At 66.8% G+C, this 18565-nt stretch carries 17 protein-coding genes and 1 other RNA gene; 9 read left to right on the forward strand and 9 right to left on the reverse strand.

The genetic code is table 11. The annotated features are described in order from the left end of the window. The first annotated feature begins 33 nt into the window (after nucleotides 1-33). A complete protein-coding gene (locus tag M3B11_RS04070) occupies nucleotides 34-993 on the forward strand; it encodes a GNAT family N-acetyltransferase (RefSeq protein ID WP_259875489.1) in 960 nt (319 codons plus the stop codon). On the opposite strand, the gene M3B11_RS04075 is transcribed toward M3B11_RS04070, so the two are convergent. From M3B11_RS04075 to M3B11_RS04110, 8 genes are all read right to left on the reverse strand, one after another. Next, a complete protein-coding gene (locus M3B11_RS04075; RefSeq protein WP_259875490.1) occupies nucleotides 969-4949 on the reverse strand; it encodes an FtsK/SpoIIIE domain-containing protein in 3981 nt (1326 codons plus the stop codon). The two genes, M3B11_RS04070 and M3B11_RS04075, sit on opposite strands and share 25 nt — an antisense overlap. Nucleotides 4950-5081: 132 nt before the next feature. Beyond that, nucleotides 5082-5543, reverse strand: coding sequence for a pilus assembly protein TadG-related protein (locus tag M3B11_RS04080; protein ID WP_259875491.1), 462 nt, complete (start codon nucleotides 5541-5543; stop codon nucleotides 5082-5084). Then, complete coding sequence (locus M3B11_RS04085; RefSeq protein WP_259875492.1) at nucleotides 5540-6004, reverse strand: hypothetical protein; 465 nt, start codon at nucleotides 6002-6004, stop codon at nucleotides 5540-5542. Before M3B11_RS04085 ends, M3B11_RS04080 begins: the two co-directional genes overlap by 4 nt. After that, nucleotides 6001-6441 carry a TadE family protein gene (locus M3B11_RS04090; RefSeq protein WP_259875493.1) on the reverse strand — a complete coding sequence of 147 codons (441 nt, stop codon included), beginning with the start codon at nucleotides 6439-6441 and terminating at the stop codon, nucleotides 6001-6003. Before M3B11_RS04090 ends, M3B11_RS04085 begins: the two co-directional genes overlap by 4 nt. 2 nt (nucleotides 6442-6443) lie before the next feature. Continuing rightward, nucleotides 6444-6740 (reverse strand): hypothetical protein, encoded by a 297-nt coding sequence (locus M3B11_RS04095; RefSeq protein ID WP_396121525.1) that lies wholly within the window; start codon nucleotides 6738-6740, stop codon nucleotides 6444-6446. 97 nt (nucleotides 6741-6837) lie between these two features. Then, nucleotides 6838-7815 (reverse strand): type II secretion system F family protein, encoded by a 978-nt coding sequence (locus M3B11_RS04100; protein ID WP_259875494.1) that lies wholly within the window; start codon nucleotides 7813-7815, stop codon nucleotides 6838-6840. A gap of 12 nt (nucleotides 7816-7827) precedes the next feature. Next, the gene (locus M3B11_RS04105) at nucleotides 7828-8700 is read right to left on the reverse strand and encodes a type II secretion system F family protein (protein ID WP_259875495.1); all 873 of its coding nucleotides are present in this window, start codon (nucleotides 8698-8700) and stop codon (nucleotides 7828-7830) included. Nucleotides 8701-8706: 6 nt separating this feature from the next. Beyond that, nucleotides 8707-9933 (reverse strand): CpaF family protein, encoded by a 1227-nt coding sequence (locus M3B11_RS04110; RefSeq protein WP_259875496.1) that lies wholly within the window; start codon nucleotides 9931-9933, stop codon nucleotides 8707-8709. Nucleotides 9934-10116: 183 nt separating this feature from the next. Here M3B11_RS04110 and M3B11_RS04115 point away from each other — a divergent pair, with 183 nt between their 5' ends. The 6 genes from M3B11_RS04115 (at nucleotide 10117) to M3B11_RS04140 (ending at nucleotide 14723) form a co-directional block, all read left to right on the forward strand. Further along, nucleotides 10117-10353: a DUF1707 domain-containing protein gene (locus M3B11_RS04115; protein ID WP_259875497.1), complete on the forward strand. Its 237-nt coding sequence runs from the start codon at nucleotides 10117-10119 to the stop codon at nucleotides 10351-10353. Nucleotides 10354-10382: 29 nt separating this feature from the next. Then, a complete protein-coding gene (locus M3B11_RS04120; protein WP_259875498.1) occupies nucleotides 10383-10547 on the forward strand; it encodes a hypothetical protein in 165 nt (54 codons plus the stop codon). A 55-nt stretch (nucleotides 10548-10602) separates the two neighbouring features. Next, complete coding sequence (gene prfB, locus M3B11_RS04125; RefSeq protein ID WP_259845001.1) at nucleotides 10603-11733, forward strand: peptide chain release factor 2; 1131 nt, start codon at nucleotides 10603-10605, stop codon at nucleotides 11731-11733. A gap of 131 nt (nucleotides 11734-11864) precedes the next feature. After that, the gene (gene ftsE, locus M3B11_RS04130) at nucleotides 11865-12554 is read left to right on the forward strand and encodes a cell division ATP-binding protein FtsE (RefSeq protein WP_259875499.1); all 690 of its coding nucleotides are present in this window, start codon (nucleotides 11865-11867) and stop codon (nucleotides 12552-12554) included. After that, nucleotides 12551-13465: a permease-like cell division protein FtsX gene (ftsX, locus tag M3B11_RS04135; RefSeq protein ID WP_259875500.1), complete on the forward strand. Its 915-nt coding sequence runs from the start codon at nucleotides 12551-12553 to the stop codon at nucleotides 13463-13465. Before ftsE ends, ftsX begins: the two co-directional genes overlap by 4 nt. A 10-nt stretch (nucleotides 13466-13475) precedes the next feature. Further along, nucleotides 13476-14723 carry a peptidoglycan DD-metalloendopeptidase family protein gene (locus M3B11_RS04140; protein ID WP_259875501.1) on the forward strand — a complete coding sequence of 416 codons (1248 nt, stop codon included), beginning with the start codon at nucleotides 13476-13478 and terminating at the stop codon, nucleotides 14721-14723. A 182-nt stretch (nucleotides 14724-14905) separates the two neighbouring features. Here the strand turns inward: M3B11_RS04140 and M3B11_RS04145 are convergent, their stop codons facing one another. Next, the gene (locus M3B11_RS04145) at nucleotides 14906-16540 is read right to left on the reverse strand and encodes an HNH endonuclease signature motif containing protein (RefSeq protein ID WP_259875502.1); all 1635 of its coding nucleotides are present in this window, start codon (nucleotides 16538-16540) and stop codon (nucleotides 14906-14908) included. Between the two features lie 407 nt (nucleotides 16541-16947). Between M3B11_RS04145 and smpB the strand changes: the two genes are divergently transcribed. Beyond that, nucleotides 16948-17418, forward strand: coding sequence for an SsrA-binding protein SmpB (gene smpB / locus M3B11_RS04150; RefSeq protein WP_259875503.1), 471 nt, complete (start codon nucleotides 16948-16950; stop codon nucleotides 17416-17418). A 718-nt stretch (nucleotides 17419-18136) separates the two neighbouring features. Then, nucleotides 18137-18513, forward strand: a transfer-messenger RNA (tmRNA) gene (ssrA, locus tag M3B11_RS04155). The last annotated feature ends 52 nt before the right edge of the window (nucleotides 18514-18565 follow it).

The raw sequence follows: 18565 nt of genomic DNA on the forward strand, positions 1-18565 counted from the left end.
CCGCCTGCCGGAACTGAGGAAAGGAACGCGCCCGTGCACATCCGTCCCTTCACCGACGGTGACGACCTGCGACTCAACGACGTCTTCCACGACGCCGCGAACCCTGCTGAGTATGCCGCGCGCAGCCTCTTCCGCGCCGACTCCGAGTCCCCGCTGTCCCGCTGCGTCGTTGCTTCGCTTGACGATGAGGCTCCCGGGGCCGAGGTGCTCATCGGAGCTGCTGCAATCGCCGCCTCGCCAGCCCACCCGCACCGTGCGTGGGCGCATGTCGAGGTCGCCGAGCCCGAACGTCGCCGAGGTGTCGGTGCGGCTCTGCTGGAAGCCGCCCGCGAGGCGGTGGCTGGCACGGAGCTGATCGACCTGCCGCTGCGTGGGCGGGTGGCCGTCGGTTCTGTCGGCGCTGCCGCTGCCAGAAGCCAGGGTGCCGGTCTGCTGTTCACCACGCGGGTCATCACGGTCAAGCCATCGGCCCTCGGTGGGCTGGGCGCTGACCGGCTGGAGGACTTCGAGGTCACCGCCACCGGTTCAGTGGCGCTCACCCGGGCGTTCGCGGCCTGGTATGCCGGCGTCAATGCCGCCGACCCGGCGGCTGAGATGTCGATCGGCGAGGTCAACCGCCGGTTCCTCTCCGAACCGACCGGCGCCTACGGTGCTGCGCTTATGCGCCGAGACGGCGAGGTCTCGGCGTTCGCGGTTTCCTACCCGCACGAGGACGGCGCAACCGAACTCACCCTCGGAGCCGCGTATGACGGCAAGATCGGTCTCGCCAACCGCGGTGAGAACGCCGCTGAGTTCACCGTCGACCGCAATGATCCTGGCTTCCAGGCAGGTCTTGAGGACACCGGTGCACTGCTGGCCCGCCTGTCGACCGACACCGAGGTCGTCGTCGAGGTCACCGACGAGATGCCGGTCGTCTCCGAGCTTATGGACGGGCTCATCTCCGCAGGGGTCGCCGAGGTGCTCTACACCTACGAGACGATCTCACTGCCGTGACCGGCAGCAGACCGGACGTCGACGGGCAGGGCGAGTGACCCGGAGACGAACCATGCCCAGCCTGCCGGTGGCAGCGGCAGATCCCGCATTCCCAGCGCTGCCAGCTCAGTCGGCTGCCGCAGCCCGAGCAGCAACTGCGGCCCCGTCTTCGTCACGGCACACAGCGGAGAGCTATAGGGCAGCTGGGCGGTCAGCGGATAGCTGATCGCGCAGTACTGCGCCGAGGCGGCGAGTGCGGCGGCAGTCGGGTCTGCGTCGTGCGCGTCGATGAGCGCCATGACCTCCGGAGACTGACCGTCGGCCGGTGGTTGCGCGAGGCCCGACAGCAGCGGCTGGCAGAGTTCTGCCGGGCCGCGGAGGGTGAGCACAGGTCCGTCGACATCTGGGGCCCAGATGATGTTCTCACCGAGCGGTCCCTGCCCGAGCCTGAATGACACTGCTCCGGTCGCGTTGCGCTGGAACCCTCCGATGTCGCATCCACCCGGCCCGGCCGCACCGACCTGGTTCACCCGGCCCACCCGGCCCACCCGGCCCACCCGGCCCACCCGGTCTGCCCGGCCTGCCCGGTCTGCCCGGTCTGCGCGGCCCATCCGGCCACTCTGATCAGCTTCGTCCATCTTTCCGCCGACCGCTGGGTCGATCTCAGGCTCCACGAGCTGAACGGCCACGCCCTCTCGCGCGTTCGCCGGCGCGGGTTGGCTGCGCGCCGCCGGCCCGAGCACGACGGCACGGCCGGGCGGCCACACACCAGCAAAGCGCCCGGCAGGCAGTCCGTAATGGAGCGAGTCCTGGGCATCATTGGTCGGGAAGACGATCCGGGTGGAAGCCCGTGCAGCGATCGGCGAGTGAAGGAACCGGCGACCTGCCACTACGACGAACATCGGCGCTGCTGTCCCTCCGGCCGTCAGCAGCTGCGCGAGCCTGTCCAAGCGTCGCGACGTCTCATGCCGGGCTGTCAGTGCCTCGTAGTCGTCGATGCACAGGCAGACATCGCCTGGGCTGAGGGTGCCGAGGTCGAAGAGCGCGAGCAGATACTCCAGCGTCCACGGGTGATCGTGGCTGAACGTCACGAACGCCGAACCGGCCACAGCGGAGGCACTGAGCGATGGGGACGACAGCATGATCACCGACTTCCCGTGCGCTAAAGCCGCCTGCCCGCACCGCAGCAGCGCACTCGTCGCTCCTGCACCGCTGCCTCCGGTGATGACGACGGACCCGTCACGGCCAGGGTCGTATCGCCACGGCTCTGAGACCCCGTCATCGGGAAAGTCGAGGATCCCCAGCAGCGCGGGATCTCCGTCACCTGCCGCGCGGACCGGCAGCGGCGGCGGGATGACCCTATGCGGGGCAGGCAAGCGTTGTGCGGCCTCTTGTGAGGCGTCGGCAAGTGCGCTGACGGTCAGGGCCGGCGGCTGCGGCGGTGGCACTAACCGCAGCCGTACACAGCCGGACGCCACACCTCGCGACGCTGACGGCCCGTCGCCCAGGCGCGTCCACTGCACCTCGCAGTGCTCAGCCTCCTCGCTACCGGCACCCGCCGCACCCGTCTGTGCCCCCGCCTCGTCAGCGGTGATGTCGATGGTCGCCGCGCGAAACGGGACTGGCGCACCGCCGTCACTGAGGAACCCGAGGCCCGGTTGCTCAGGTGGGATGCCGGCCGCGTCCTCACACTCGATGACCTCACGCGAATCGACGCCATCGCGCACCCGCAGCGCGATGCGCAGATTGATATTGGCTTTCATCCGCGGGGTGACGATCCCGGCCGGGCGCTGGGTCGCGAGGACAACGTGGATGCCCAGCGACCGGCCCACCGCAGTCAGCGACTCGAGCACCTCAGTGCCGGCCGGATGCTCGGTGATGAGCGCATGGAACTCATCGATGATGACGACCAGGCGCGGCAGAGGCTGCTCCGGCGTCCGTCTGCCGGCGCCTGAGTTGAACGCTTCGATGTCGGCCGCGCCGTGCTCGGCGAGCAGCCGCTCCCGGCGCAGGATCTCAGCGCCGAGGTTACGCAGCGTGCGCATCCCGGCCGCCGGGTCGAGGTTGCTCACCACCGCATCGGTGTGAGCGAACGCGGAGAACGGGGTGAAGGCCGCCCCGCCTTTGAAGTCGATGAGTACGAATCGCAGCTCGGCGCTGCTGAATCGGGCCGCCAGCGATGCGATCCATGTCTGGAGCAGCACCGACTTGCCGCTGCCTGTCGTGCCGGCCAGCAGCGCATGAGGCCCGGAGGTGAACAGATCGATGATCGCAGCCCCGCCCGGCCCGCGCCCGAGCGGCACCGCCGACCGGTCACCGGCGGCATCAGCAGCTCCACCGGGCCGCTCCTGCCCATCGAGCAGCTCGCCGAGAGTGCACTCCTGCTGCCAGTCAGGCAGGGGCGGCTGCCACGCCCGGTTGAGGGCGAGGAACCGCTCGGGACGCATCCGCGTCGGTTCGATCTCGCCGGTGAGCGGACGGGGGAGATCTTCGGGGGCCCCTGCCGGGAGCTGGAGGCGTGCTGCGCCGTCGTCGCTCACACGCAGCAGCCACGTCTCGACGCCGCGGCCCCGGTCGCCGCCCGGCCCGATGTGTACCTCCACGTGCTGCTGAGCATCGGCCGCTGGCCGGCCTGCCACCTCGACGACTCCCTCCCCGCCGCGTGCCGTCAGGGGCAGTGCCGCCAGTTCAGGGCAGACGGCCAGCAGCTGCGCAGCCGTCAGATGGACTGCCAGACTCCGGCTGGTGAGCTGGGAGAGCACCGCCCGCAGCACCGCAGCGACCTGCACCAGCGGGCCCTCGACCTGCAGGCGCTGGAGCGTGAAGTCGATGATAATCGGCACCGTGTCAGCCGCCGAGTAGTGCCGCTGCCCGAACTGCGCACCCGCCGACAGGTGCTGGTCGAGATACCGGCGTTCTGCCAGAGCAAGCGGATCCTCCGTCGCCGAGCCTGTGGTCTCCTGCGCCGTGATGGGAATGTCCCGGACACCGCCGGGCAGCAGCGCGGGCCCCAGTCCGATCGTCGTCTCCCCGCCGGTGAGTCTGCGCCGGTGGGCGGCATCGAGTGCCTGCTGATTGGACTCGGCCAGTCGGTGCAGACAGTCCCGCACCGCTGCCCGATAGTCCCGGCAGGCGCGCAGCACGTCGCGCCGGTAGCGGCTCCGCCCGGTGAGGTACATGATCCCGGCGGTGACCGGACCGGAGATGCTGAAAAGCAGGAACATCCACATCTGTGTGAAGACTGCTAGGGCGATGCCGATCGCAATCGGAGCTGTGTACATCAGCCACGAGGGCGCACGCGGCCGGGCGACGGTGGCGATCCGCGGCCAGCCGACAGGTGCCGCGGTGGTCGGCTGACCGGTGTGCGGGAGCGTCTGCGGTGGAATGAGGCGGGCAGCGGTGCTGCCGAAGGCGGTCACGGCGGCAGTCGCCGCCAGCGGGATGCTGCGCATACCGCCCGATTCGCTCACCTGGATGCCCGAGGGGGCGTTGCGCAAGGTGAGCAGCTCCCTCGAAAGGTACGGGTCGGCCACAGCGATATCGGCCGCAGGCGTTCGTCCCATCGTCCACGCTCCGATCGGCAGCGGGTGCGCGAAACCGGCGTCCGGGCCGCTGAGGTACTCGATGATGCCGGTGCGTTCGGCCGGCAGCACAGCGACGGGAGCGAGCCGGTCGGCAACCGGGCCAGGCGGAGGTGCGGCGATCGCATCGTCGCAGGCGGGCTCATCATCGAAGATGACCAAGGTGGCTGCCGCTGCCTGCGCCCAGGTGCGCCACGGGTCGGTGAGCACCGGCGGCGGCTCGGCCCCGCAGGGCACGACGCGCGGCTGACCGGTCAGGTGGCCCAGCCCGATGCGCGGCAGGAAGTCATCGAGGAACGCATCGAGCACCGATTCGGCCGTCGGCCGCCCAGCGGCGACCACGCGCGCACTGTGCAGCGAGAACTCGGCGATGACGTAGACGATTCCACTCGGCATGACAGCACGGTAGGAACAACGGCACCCTGCCGGTCAGCATGCCGCGCATGCTGTGGACGACCGGCAGCGTCCACACGCGTGCGCGCGCCAGCCCGATCAGCTGTCCACAGCCGGCTCCGCCTCGGCGGCGGCTCACCGGTCAAGACGCAGACCGCCACGGGAGGTGGCTGCAGCCTCGAGCGGCACCCCGTCCGGGACGAACGGTGAGAGCGCCACCGGCCGGAACCGCGTCGTGATCGTCACCTCGACAGTCGAATCATCGACCGCTCGGCCGCGCACGCCCACCCGCTGGAACCTCTCAGCGCGCGGCACCTGCCGCAGGTAGTCGTGGGCGCGGGCCTGCACCTCGGCGTCGGAGAACTCGATCCGCGGTCCCGAGCCCTGATAGGAGGGCTGGAAGCTGTCAGCGGCGCTGAGCGCAGCTGAATCCGCCAGCGCGTAGAGCTTGCGCTGGGCGAGGTAGATGTCGCTGATGACAACGGCGAGGAAGATGAGCGTCAGGCCGATCGCGGTGAACCCGATCGCCAGCGGCGTGATCGACCCGTCATCGTCGCCGAGTCTCAGTATCCGACGCTTCCGGGTGCCGGCGTTCATGGCTGCCCGCCTGCCGCGCGGTGCGGGTAGATGACGTCGGAGTGCTCCGCAGTGACCGTCAGGTGCGGGGTGCGCTGCGGGCCGAAGATCGCCGGCACACCGGGGACCGGGATGCGCGCGCGGACGTGTGCGGTGACGATGTCCCCGGCTTCGGTGCACGAGTCCGAGCAGCGGAAGGTCACATCATAGGTGGCGTCCTCGACACCGAAATCAGCGAAGTGCAGCTGTGCCAGCGCCTCAGCCCGGGCCTGCGCGCTGTCGGGGTGTTCGGCTGCCACGCGAGCAGCGTTGATCGCCGTTGTGTTCGTCGCGTAGGACCCGGCCTGCAGGTGCCCGAGGGTGAGGAGGAGGTAGATGAGCGGGATCAGCAGCACGACTGAGGCGAAGATGAACTCGATCGGCGCGGTTCCCTCATCATCGCTCAGCTGCCGGCGCAGACCCGGCGTCACCGGCCGCCTCATCCGTCGATGTCCTCAACGAGGGCGCGGCCGCTGAGCTGCCAGGTGCCGGTGGGCCCCAGTAGCCCGATGACCGGGACGGGCGTGGTGACGGTGACGGTGACGATGTCCTCTCCGCCGTGGGTGCTGTAGTCGACGTCGATGCGCTCGGCGTAGCGGCTGCTGACCGTCTCGCTGATGAGCTGCTGCGTCAGCTCGGCACCTTCTCGCGGCGCGGCATCAGGCAGGGAGGCGAGCCGGGCCCCGGCGACTGCGGAGTCGATGACGGTGTTGCGCACATGCATCGCCAAGCCCAGCTGGATCACGGCGAGGAACACCAGGCTCAGCAGGGCAGCGACCATGACGAACTCGGCGACGGCGACACCGGCGTCGCTGCCGAGACCGCGTCTGCGGCGGCTGCTGCGAGAGACGCCCGGGCGGCTCTCAGCTGTGCGGGTCACGCTCACCCGCCTGAACCGCGCACCTTCGACATCGAGTCTTCGAACATCGACGTGAAGGCATCCCCGGCCAGCGCCCACAGGGCCACAACGAGTCCGGCGGTCATCATCGTGATGAGCACCCAGCCGGGCACGTCGCCACGATCCGGGCTGGTCTCCCGGCGGCCGCGCTCGGCGCGCCCGGGCAGGTAGGCGAAGGGGTCGATCACGAAGGCGACGACAAGCAGGTGCCAGCAGGTCCACCGGCCGGTGGGCGCTTGGCCAGGTGGGGGTGTGCACGGGGTGCGAGTCGGGGTGGTCATGGTTTCTCCTTTCGGTGTGCCGCCGGCAGGCGGCCGGTATCAGATGCCGCGGCAGTCGCTCGGCCAGGACGGCAGGTCAGGCGGCCAGGACAGCAGGTCAGTAGGACAGGTTCAACACCGCCAATGAGGGGAAGATCGCGAACAGGACGGTGATGGGCAGCACGAAGACGACGACCGGAACGAGCATTCCGACTTCCTTCTTGCCGCTGAGCTCCATGAGCTGACGGCGGCCCTCGTCGCGGACGTCCGTGGCCTGGGCGCGCAGCACCTCGGACAGCGGAGTGCCGCGGGCGATCGCGACGGCCATCCCGTCGACGAACTGCGCGATCGACTGGATGCCGGTGCGCTTGCCGAGGTGGTCGAGCGCCTCAACGAGAGGGGTGCCGGTGCGGGCCTCAGCGAGCGTGTAGGCGAGCTCCCGGCTCAGTTCGCCCTCCGTTGCGCGGCAGGCGCGGTCGAGCGCATCGACTGTCCCCTCACCTGCGGTGATGGACAGGGCCAGCAGTTCGGCGATCGTCGGGAACTCCGCCAGAATGCGTGTCTCACGCTGCCGCACTCGGTATGAGAGCCACCAGTCGTTGAACAGATGCCCGGCGACGGCCCCGAAGATGAGGCAGCCGAGGATGATGAATGGGTGCGGCCCCCGGCTGACCGACACGAACGCCGCCAGCAGCGCACCGGCGCCGAACCCGCCGGTGATGAGCAGCAGCTGCTGCGCCCGGAACCGTTCGATCGTCTCCCCGGGCCCGAGGCGGTCGAGACGTGCGGTGATCCCGGCGTTGGTCGTCAGGCGGGAGGTCAGCCACGATCCTGCGCGGTTGAGCCAGGAGGTGAGAATCCCGCGCACGCCGGCATCGGCGGGTTCGGTCTCGGCGAACAGGGCGGCGATCCGCGGCTGATCGCGCAGATATGGGGCGATGCGGTCAGCGAGGGTGATGCGGTTGAAGACCGGCCAGCTGGTGACGAAGAACGCGAGCGATAGCCCGAGCACCAGCCCGGTAGTGATGATGACAGCAGGATGGGTCGGGTCGATGCGCGCCGATCCGAACGGGCCGAAGGGAATCTCAAAGGGCATGGCGCACCGTCCTCATCGCAGCACTCGCGGTTCAGAGGGCAGCCGGCCGATGCGCTTCATGGCGCTGTAGGCGACCAGTGAGACTGCGAGGCCGGCGAGCAGCAGCAGCGAGCCTGTAGCCGAGTTGTATGCCTGGGCAGTCTCCGGCCGGGTGGCCAGCAGGGCGAGCACCACCCAGGGGGCGGCGACCGCGAGCCGGGCGCCGGTGACCGTCCAGCTCTGCCGTGCCTGCATCTCCGAACGGGTGCGGGAGTCATCGCGCAGGAACTGGCTGAGCGTCTTGAGCATCGTGCCCAGATCGGTGCCGCCGACTTCGCGGGTGACGGCCAGTGCGGCGACGATCCGGTCGGCGACCGGGTCGGCGCAGGCGGACTTGAAGGCGGTGAGCGCCATGGAGAACGATCCGGTCGCCCGGTACTCCTCAGCGAAGACCGCGAACAGCGGACGCAGCGGCTCGGGCCCGCGCTGGGCGAGACCGCCGAGCGCCTCGGGCAGGGCGAGACCGGCACGCACGCCGGAGTTGAGGTGGTCGATCGCCTCCGGCCACAGCGCCCGGCGGGCGACAGTCCGCGAGCGCGCCCGGTGCCGCACCGCGTAGGACGGCACGAGTGCAGCGAAGAAGGCGAAACAACCGGCGATCGCGATGGCGTTCGTGACCGCATAGGCGAAGAGGAACACGATCCCGGCGGCGCCCAGCCCGCCGAGCACGAGGTGGTAGGGGCGAAGCCGGGGCAGGCCAGCGGTGGTGAGCATGTCCTGGGTGTCACGGATGAAGCGCGGCGGCTCGGTCTGCCGTGGCGGGGACTCCCAGCACGACCACCAGATGAGGAACAGTCCGATCCCGATACCCAGCCCGCACAGCGCTCCACTCAGCGACGTCGTCATTGTCGATCACGCCGCTTCGAGCACGGTGTGGATGTCGTGACCGAGCTGCGCGAACCGCTCGCCGAGGTGGGTGTAGCCGCGCCCGCGCACCAGCCGCCGGTCCGCGGTGGAGGTGAAGACGGTTTCGAGTTCGATGACCTCACCTTCGATGCCGCCGGGAACTGCGACGATCTCCTCGACGCGGCGCTGTCCGCTGCGGTCGAGGCGCATGTGGACGACGAGGTCGACGCAGCTGGCCACGGTCGGGGTGACGAACGTCGAGCCGATGTTCGGGCCCGCCAGAAGCGGCAGCGTGCACAGCTTCGTCACTGCGGCCCGCGCGGAGTTCGCGTGGATCGAGCCCATCGACGGCAACCCTGAGTTCATCGCCACGAGCAGGTCGAAGCTCTCGGCCTCGCGCACCTCGCCGACGATGACGCGATCAGGCCGCATCCGCAGCGCCTCCTTGACAAGGGTGCGCAGCGTCACCTCGCCGGTGCCCTCCAGGGACGCCTGCCGGCACTGCATCGGCACCCAGTCCCGGGAGGGAACTGAGAGTTCGAAGACCTCCTCGCACGTCACCACCCGGTCGCGGACCGGGATCGCGCCGGTGAGCGCGTTGAGCATCGTCGTCTTGCCCGCCTGGGTGGCACCGGAGACCAGCACATTGGCGCCGGCGGCCACGGCAATGGAGAGGAACTGCGCCGCCGCCGAGGTTAGGGTCCCGAGCGCGACGAGGTCGCCGAGATTGCGGGTGCGGGTGATGAACTTGCGGATGTTGATCGCCGGATGTTTGCGGGTGATGTCCGGCAGTACGACGTGCAGCCGCGAACCGTCGGGCAGCGAGGCGTCGACGAAGGGGCTGGAGAGATCGACCCGCCGACCGGTGGTGCGCAGCATCCGCTCGATGAGTTCGTCGACATCGGCGGCGCTCAGCACGGTGGTGGTCAGCTCGCTGACGCCGTGCCGGCTCACGAAGATCTCGCTCGGCGAATTCAGCCAGATCTCTTCGACCTCAGCGTCGTCGAGGTACTGCTGCAACGGCCCGAAGCCCGAGACCTGGTCGAAGATCTCCCGGCAGGTCTGTTCGACGTCGGTAAGCAGAGGAAGGGAGCCTGCCAGCGTCCGCTCGTCGTAGTCGTGGACGGCCTGCACGACGAGCTCTCGGGTCGGAGCCGGTTCGGTGCGCGGGTCGATGCCGCGTCTGCGGATCTCCTCGCGCACCTCTGCGGCAATGATCTCAGCTGCGTTCATCTGGGGTACCTTCGCTGTTCGAGGGGCCTTTCATGTGCCGCAAGTCATATAAGAGTGTGATTCAAATTATCGGGTGTCTCCCAGCCTTTCAAGAGGTTGCGCACAAACTGTGGAAAGAACGCATAACCTGTATCGTCCGCTGTCACCGTCTCGGCACCTGTGCCGACGTGGCAGGATGGATCCATGAGTCACAATGAAGATCCGGTCGCCGGAATCCGGATCGGGCACGCCAAGCGCGAGGCGGTCATCGACACCCTCCGCGATGCCGCCGCTGATGGCCGCCTCACCCCCGATGAACTCGATGAGCGCATCGGCCGCGCCGCGGAGGCCCGCGTCTTCGGTGACCCCGATGCACTCGTCGCCGGTCTTCCGGTCCCGCGGCCGTCTGATCAGCTGCGTGCCCTCGGCGCCCTGCGCTGAACTCTGCGACGCACTCCACTTCGACGCAGATGTCGAACGGCAGTTCGGCCGTAGACACCGCCGAAGACATCACCATCGTCTCCGCCTGCTCCGGCCACGGCGCCAGGCTCGCCCCGGCCACCGGCGAGGCGGTCGCCGCAGCACTGGTCGAAGGCATCGCTTTGCCGGAGCGCTTCGCCTTCGTCCGCGACTGAGCCGCAAACGTCGCGAGTCGGGCCGCAGGCATCATGCACTACGCTAGGGAGCACTATGGCCATTGACTTTTCTTCCGAGATCGCTGCCCTCAAACAGACCTACGCCTCGATCCGCGATGTCTCCGACATCGACCAGCTGCGCTCCGAGGTCGCAGAGCTGACCGAGGCTGCGGCGGCACCGGACCTGTGGGACAACCCGGATGAGGCACAGCAGGTGACCTCGAAGCTGTCCCACCGGCAAGGGCACTTGGAGAAACTCGAGAAGTTCGACTCCCGCATCGAGGACGTCGAGCTGCTCGTCTCGATGGCCGAGGACGAAGACGACGCCGACACCCTTGCCGAAGCCGAAGACGAGATCGGCAAGCTGCGCCGCGAACTCGACTCCCTGGAGATCGCCACGCTGCTCTCGGGTGAATACGACGAGCGCGCCGCGGTCATCACCGTCCGCTCCGGCGCCGGCGGCGACGATGCCACCGACTTCGCCCAGACCCTGACCCGCATGTACATCCGCTGGGCCGAGAGCAAGGACTACAGCGTCCAGGAACTCGACACCTCGTATGCGGAAGGTGCCGGCGTGAAGTCGGCGACCATCCAGATCAACGCCCCGTACGCCTACGGCACGCTCTCGGTCGAGGCCGGCACGCACCGGCTCGTGCGCATCAGCCCGTTCGACTCGAACGCCCGCCGCCACACCTCGTTCGCCGCAGTCGAAGTCATCCCGCTCATCGAGGCGACCGACCACATCGACATCGACGAGAACGACCTGCGCATCGACGTCTACCGTTCTTCAGGCCCCGGCGGCCAGTCGGTCAATACGACCGACTCGGCGGTGCGCATCACCCACGTGCCGACTGGCACCGTGGTGAGCATGCAGAACGAGAAGTCCCAGATCCAGAACCGGGCTGCTGCGATGCGTGTCCTGCAGTCCCGTCTGCTGCAGCTCAAGCACGAGGAGGAGGAGCGGGAGAAGAAGAACCTCGCCGGTGACATCAAAGCCAGCTGGGGCGATCAGATGCGTTCGTACGTCACCCACCCGTACCAGATGGTCAAGGACCTGCGCACCGGGCACGAGGAGTCCAATCCGCCGGCGGTCTTCGACGGCGACATCGACGCGTTCCTCGAAGCTGGCATCCGCTGGCGCAAGGAGCAGCAGAAAGCCGCCGAAGCCGAGGCGGAGCTCGCCTGATCTGACCGGTATCCGCAGGCGATCTCACACCGAACCGTGAGCGACTCGCCAGATGAAGTGCGCGCATTGGCCGATGGAAGTTCGTACAGTGGGAGCGATTGCCACTGTCCCTCTGCGATTGCGAACCTCATTTGATCACCTTCGAATCGGTCACCAAAGTCTACGATTCCAAGGCTCAGCCAGCCCTGAACGACATCTCCTTCACCGCTGAGGCCGGTGAATTCGTCTTCCTCGTCGGCGCTTCGGGCTCGGGAAAATCGACCGTCATCCGCCTGGTGCTGCGCGAAGAGGTGCCCACCGCCGGCCGGATCCGGGTGGCCGGGAAGTCCGTGGTCAAGATGCCCTCATGGCGGGTGCCGTACCTGCGCCGCAATATCGGCACCGTGTTTCAGGATTTCCGGCTGCTGCCGAACAAGACCGTTTTCGACAACGTCGCCTTCACCCTCCACGTCATCGGCAAGACCAGGGCAGCGATCTCGACTTTGGTGCCCGATGTGCTTGAAACCGTCGGATTGGAGGGCAAGCACAAACGCTATCCGCACGAACTCTCCGGCGGCGAGCAGCAGCGCGTGGCCATCGCCCGTGCAGTCGTCAACAAGCCGGCGATCCTCCTCGCCGACGAGCCGACCGGCAACCTCGACCCGATCACCGGCGACGAGATCATGGAAGTCCTGCAGCGCATCAACCGCGCCGGCACCACCGTGCTCATGGCCACCCACGACGGCGACATCGTCAACCGGATGAATCGCCGCGTCATCGAGCTGAGCAACGGCCGGATCGTCCGTGACGACGAGCACGGCAGCTACGGGGTGAGCGCATGAGGTTCTCCTTCATCCTCTCCGAGACGTGGAACGGCCTGCGCCGGAACATGTCGATGGTTGTCTCGGTCATCCTCGTCACGTTCGTCTCCTTGCTCTTCGTCGGTGCGGCCGCACTGCTGCAGATGCAGATTTCGGGTATGAAGGATTACTGGTACGACCGTGTGCAGGTGGCGATCTTCCTGTGCCCGCCGGATTCCGAGGCACCGACCTGCGCGACCGGTGAGGCGACGGCCGAGCAGAAGCAGCAGATCGAGACGGCCCTCGAAGGCGCTGACCTGAGCCCGTATGTCGAAGATGTCATCTTCGAGGACAAGGCGATGGCCTACAAGCTCTTCCAGGAGCAGTTCGAGGGCACCTCTTTAGAGGGCTCCATCCCCGAAGACCAGATGCAGGAGTCGTATCGAGTCAAGCTCGCTGATGCTGAGCAGTACGAGATCATCAACGAGTACTTCTCCGCCACGCCCGGTGTTGAGGAAGTCGTCGACCAAAACCAGCTGCTCGATCGGCTGTTCTCCGTCATGAACGTCATGACAGCGATCGCGATCGGCATCGCTGGGATCATGCTGCTGTGCGCTGTCCTCCTGATCGCTACGACGATCCGGCTCTCAGCGTTCTCCAGACGCAGAGAGACCGGCATCATGCGACTGGTCGGCGCTTCGAACATGTTCATCCAGCTGCCGTTCGTGCTCGAAGGAGTCATCGCTGCGGCGATCGGATCCCTGATGGCAGCCTTGGGATTGGCTGTGATCGTGCACTTCGGCGTCGCTGGTTGGTTACAATCGCAATTGGCGAGCTTCGACCTGGTCTCAGTCGCCGACGTCGCTCTCATCGCACCGTTCCTGGTGCTGGTGGGCGTGCTCATGGCTGGACTGTCCTCGCTCGTGACGCTGCGCCGGTACATGAAGGTCTGAGTGGGAACAGATGCTGAAGACGAACGGACGGATCCTTCCCGCGCTGCTGCTGGCAGCAATCGCCATGTTCCTCACGCTGCTGATGCCCGTGACCTCGGCAGTGGCGAATCCCAAAGAGCAGAAGAACCGGATCGACAAGCGCGTCGAGGAACTGCAGAAGGAGTTCCGCGACCTCGACAATGACCTCGCCCGCACCATCGCAGAGAAGGAAGCGGCCGAAGAGGAGATGCCCGGGGCTGAGGAAGCTCTCGGCCAGGCGCAGGAAGAACTCGAGGACGCACAGCGTGAAGACGAAGAACTCGGCGCCCGTCTGACGTCTGCCGAGAACGCCCAGTCGAGCCTGCAGGATGACATCAACAGGGGCGAAGCCGACCTGGACAAGAAGCAGAAATCGGTGACGAAGATCGCCCGCCAGGCGTACCAGAACTCCGGAGTCACTTCAGATGTGGCGATGCTGCTGCAGATGGCGAGTAAGCAGAACGGAGCTTCGGGAGCGACGCGCGTCGACTCGGCAGTGCGTGCGCAGCAGCGCAGCATCACTCAGCTGTCGGAGCAGCGTTCGCTCAACATGAACAACAAGGACCGCCTCGATGCAGTCACCGAGGAGATCGCAGACCTGAAGGAAGAAGCTGCGAAGGTGGTGCTGCGCAAGGAAGCTGCAGAACGCGACGCGAAGCAGAAGCGCGACGACCTGGACTCGCTCATCACCACGAAGGATGAGGCTTCCAAGCGCATCGAAGACAGTCGTGACGAGGCTGAGCGGCAGCTTGAAGAGCAGCAGGCAGAGCAGGACCGGCTTGCCAAGGAAGTCGAGGAGTGGGAGAAGGAGCAGGAGAAGAAGGGCCTGCCCACCGGCAACGGCGACCTCATCAACCCAGCGCAGGGATACCCGACCACCTCACCGTTCGGCTACCGCATCCACCCGATCTCCAAGCGGCGCAAACTGCATACCGGCACCGACTTCGGCATGGGTTGCGGCTCGCCGGTGCGCGCAGCCGGTGATGGTGTCGTCGTCTCAGCCGGATGGGCCGGTGGCTACGGCAACCGGGTCGTGATCTCCCACGGCAAGATGAAGGGCTCCAAGATCGCCTCGACCTACAGCCACAACTCCAGTCTCAAGGTGCGGTCCGGCACACGGGTCAAGCAGGGGCAGGTCATCGCCTCCTCCGGCACGACGGGTGCCTCAACCGGCTGCCACCTGCACTTCGAGATCATGCAGAACGGCTCGTACGTCAACCCGATGCCCTGGATCAGCTGATCCGGCCACCGGGTGTGGCCGAGCCGGCAGCCGGCCCAGCCACACCCGAAGGGGCCGCGTGTTTCACTGTGCGGTTATCAGACAACAATCGCTCAGCCCCTGTCCTATACAGCTGCGACCATGGCTGACACCGACTGTGCCGGTGTGCAGGTGCAACTGCAGGGGTGAGGGCGGCGAGGTTCTCATGACGGGTGTTCCTCTTCAGCTGAGAAGAGCCCGTCGTTCACGTCGTCGTGTGAGGCTGGGGAACCAGGCTGGGACTGGGCGCTGCCGGGCGCGGTACTGGCGATGAGTTCGGCATGCCGGCGGTGCAGCACAGACCCCGGCGGATGGGTCCTTGCTGTCGTGCCTCCCGGCAGCGTCCACGTCAGCACCCCTGTTCGGGGCTCGCGTCTGAGTCTGAACACTCCCTGCGTCTTGAGCTGATGGTGCTGTTTGCACAGCGGGTGCAGGTTCTCCATGGTCGTCGGACCGCCGCGGGTAGGGTGCCGATGATTGAAGGGCTCGATGTGGTCGAGCTCAGCTTTCGCCGCTGGCCGGTCGCAGCCGGGGGCGGTGCAGTGTCGCCAGCGTGCCACGAGTGCATGCCGCATGCGCGCACCGATCGTGTACGTCGTCGCGACATGGTCGAGGACTTCGCCGGTGGCTGGGTCGGTGAGCAGACGGTAGATCGTGTCTCCGCCCGAGCCGACCAGCTGGCGAGCGACGTCGGGGCTGATGGGGCTGCCGTCGACCGAGCCGGGAAGTTCATCGGCGGCCGGGCTCTCAGAGAGTGCCATGGCCGGGACGGTGATGGTGATCTTGGCCTGGCGCTCGAGCCACTGGCCGCTGGCGGGACATGAGATGGGCGTGTCGCTGAGCAGGTCGGCGAGATCGTCCGCCAATGGATCAAGTGGTGAAGCCGTGTGGCCGGAGGATTCCTGCCGCCTGGCCAGCGCCTGCTGAGCGAGGTCAAGCGTGTTGACGTCGCCGCCGATCGTCGCGCCGATGAGGAAGTCGTACTTCAGCTGCTCGAAGGAACGAGTATCGGCGAAGACATGGTTCTCCGGCAGGTCGAACCCGGCGGTGTATCCGCGGACCACACATCGGGCCATGCCCTCGAGCCGCGCGTGAAGCAGCGCGATCTCATGGGACGGGCCCTGGGCGATGAGTGTGCCGCGGCCGTGCTGGTCGTAGAACGCCTCGACCCGCCGGCGCTCACGGATCTGCTGGGCATGCTCGGCGCGCGTGACCAGCGCGGCAATCGCGGCCTTGACCTCCGAGAAGTACACGCTCTTCTTCGTGGCCGTAATCGTGGCCAGCAGCGTATCCAGCTGACCGAGGAGGGCCGGGTCGACTGATGCTGCCTGCCCGGCGGCGAAGACGAATCGATCGAAGCTCAGCACGCCCCCACGCACCTGTGCGGTGAGCTTCGGGAGCCCGATGAACGCAGTGGCAGCGCCGGTCACCCGTGACCACGCGGTGTTCGACGTGACATCGAGGGCGTGGGCAAGAGCGGCCAGCGTCGGTTTGCCGATGCGATCACGCAGCCAGGTGAGCGCCTCTGCGCGCGCTGCATCGGAAACTCCGCCTGCTGGTTGCGGTTCAACCGCAGTCTCAACCGAGTCGGCACCGGCAAGAGAGTGCAGCGCATCGACCTGCGTGTCGATGTTGTCACGGCTGTCGGCGCGGACGCGTTCGAGCACGACGCCGAACATCTCCTCATACCCCTGCAGCTGTGCCCGCTCGAGAGCGCTGAGGGACTGCTCGAACGCGCAGAACCGAGTCCGGTACGCCCCAGCAGGCGCCGGCACGCGAGCCTCAGCTGTCGCCGTCATCGCCGTCGCCTCCCTTCGCTGGTCGATTAAGTGTCTCCATCACACCACCAGGCACGGACAACGCAGGGTGACCAGGGACAACGCCAATCGCTGACGCACGGGGAGCCGCTACGATGATCGCCTTCCCCGTCATGTCCATCGCCCCTCTGCCGATCCGGTTCCGTCGTGCATCTCCACCACTGTCGCCATGACAGCATGAGGCACTGACATCGCGGGCTCACCAGGCCGAACACTCGAACACGGCAACGCGCTCGCACACGGCAGCGCGCTCGCAACCGGCAGCTGGCTCGCACACCAGTCACCGCCTCGGGAACGGTGCTCACTGTGAGCACAGGACCCTGTGCGCCATCCGGTACAATGGTGCCTTCGTGCGCGCACGCGTGCGTCCAAGAGAGGAGAGGAGGAGCATGGCCAAGGAACAGGGCAGGAAGACGATCGCCAAGAACCGCCGCGCCCGATACGAGTACCACATCGAGGACATCTATGAGGCCGGGCTCGTCCTCACCGGCACCGAGGTCAAGTCGCTGCGCGAGGGACGCGCCTCGTTGACCGACGGCTTTGGGCTCATCTTCCAGGGTGAGGCGTGGTTGGAGAATGTCCACATCCCCGAGTATCTGCAGGGCACGTGGACGAATCATTCGGCCCGCCGCAGGCGCAAGATGCTGCTGCACAAGGACGAGATCCTCAAGATCTCGCACAAGCTCAAGGAATCCGGACGCACCCTCGTTCCGCTGGAGCTGTACTTCGACGGTTCGCGGGCGAAGGTCGAAATCGCGGTCGCGCGCGGAAAGAAGGACTGGGACAAACGCGAGACGCTGCGTCGCAAGCAGGATGAGCGCGAGGCCCAGCGCGCGATGTCGCTGCGCCGTCAGGCCTGATCCAGCGGAAGCGGAAGCGGTTCCGCCGCGCTGTTCACATCTCGTTGTGACCTCTCATCATCCCGTTCCCGAGGCGGGCCATCCACAGTGCTTTCGCCCGCGTTTAGCCTGTGGTTGGGTGTGGGTTGCAGGCACATTGTCCACACTGTCTGGGGATATGTGTGGATAACGGTTGAAATGCTGTGCATGATCAAGTCCGGACTGATTCCAGGTCAGCGTAGCCCTTCACCGTGCAAGCCGCTGATCAGCGGCGATGCATGATCGCGTGGGCTGTGATAGTGGCCAGTGCCGAGGTGAGGTGCAGGTGCCGCAAAGACTTGCCCCGCCGGGAATCGGCTGGGTTTCCACAGTTTTCTATGGGGGTTGTGGACAGCCGGCTGACGTGTGGATAACAGTGTGACCTGCGGTCATCGGCACCGCGAGCAGAGGCGGGAGTCGAACCGGTGCCCTGACTGCCGGTGCCATCGTGGCAGCGTCATCGCGGAGGTGTATGCGGGGCAGTGTCATCGTGTCGGTTTCTGCGTGGCAGTGTCATCGTGTCGGTTTCTGCGTGGCAGTGTCATCGTGGCGACGCCGTGCGGCATCTCAGCGACCCGCGGTCGGTGAGACCCGGGAATAGACTTGGGGGGCGTGTGTTGAGCTGATAGACTCACGGTCTGCCGTTGACGGACAGCCGCCCCGGGCGGACCCGCCAGCGGGTTGTTTGGAAAGTGAATATGGGGATGATCGGTTTCGACGTCGTTCAATGCGTCGGGAGAAGCGGGCCGAGAATGTAGAGTCATCTCGTTAACGTTCTCTGCAAAAAAATAAGTGCTAAGTCTAACGACCGCACCGAATTCGCCCTCGCTGCCTGATTTCAGCGAGCTGCGATTCTGTCAGTCTAGAGTCGCTTCCGCTCTAGTTTCTGGCATCAGCTAGGAAGCCACTGCCGCTGGCATATGTTGGGGATGTCAGCGGAACACTCACTCAACTCCGTTCGTTGGCCACCGTGTTCGTGCGAGGGCCAGGACCTAAGAGACGTTCTCACGAACTGCGCCCGGAGAAGTCCCGATAACTTGCCGACGGACGCGGGTTCGATTCCCGCCATCTCCACTCTCGACAAGCCCTGTGGGCCGGTGCACTACCGGTCTGCAGGGCTTTTGTCATG

Source organism: Brevibacterium sp. p3-SID960, from assembly GCF_025144725.1.
In the GTDB taxonomy this organism is placed as follows: domain Bacteria; phylum Actinomycetota; class Actinomycetes; order Actinomycetales; family Brevibacteriaceae; genus Brevibacterium.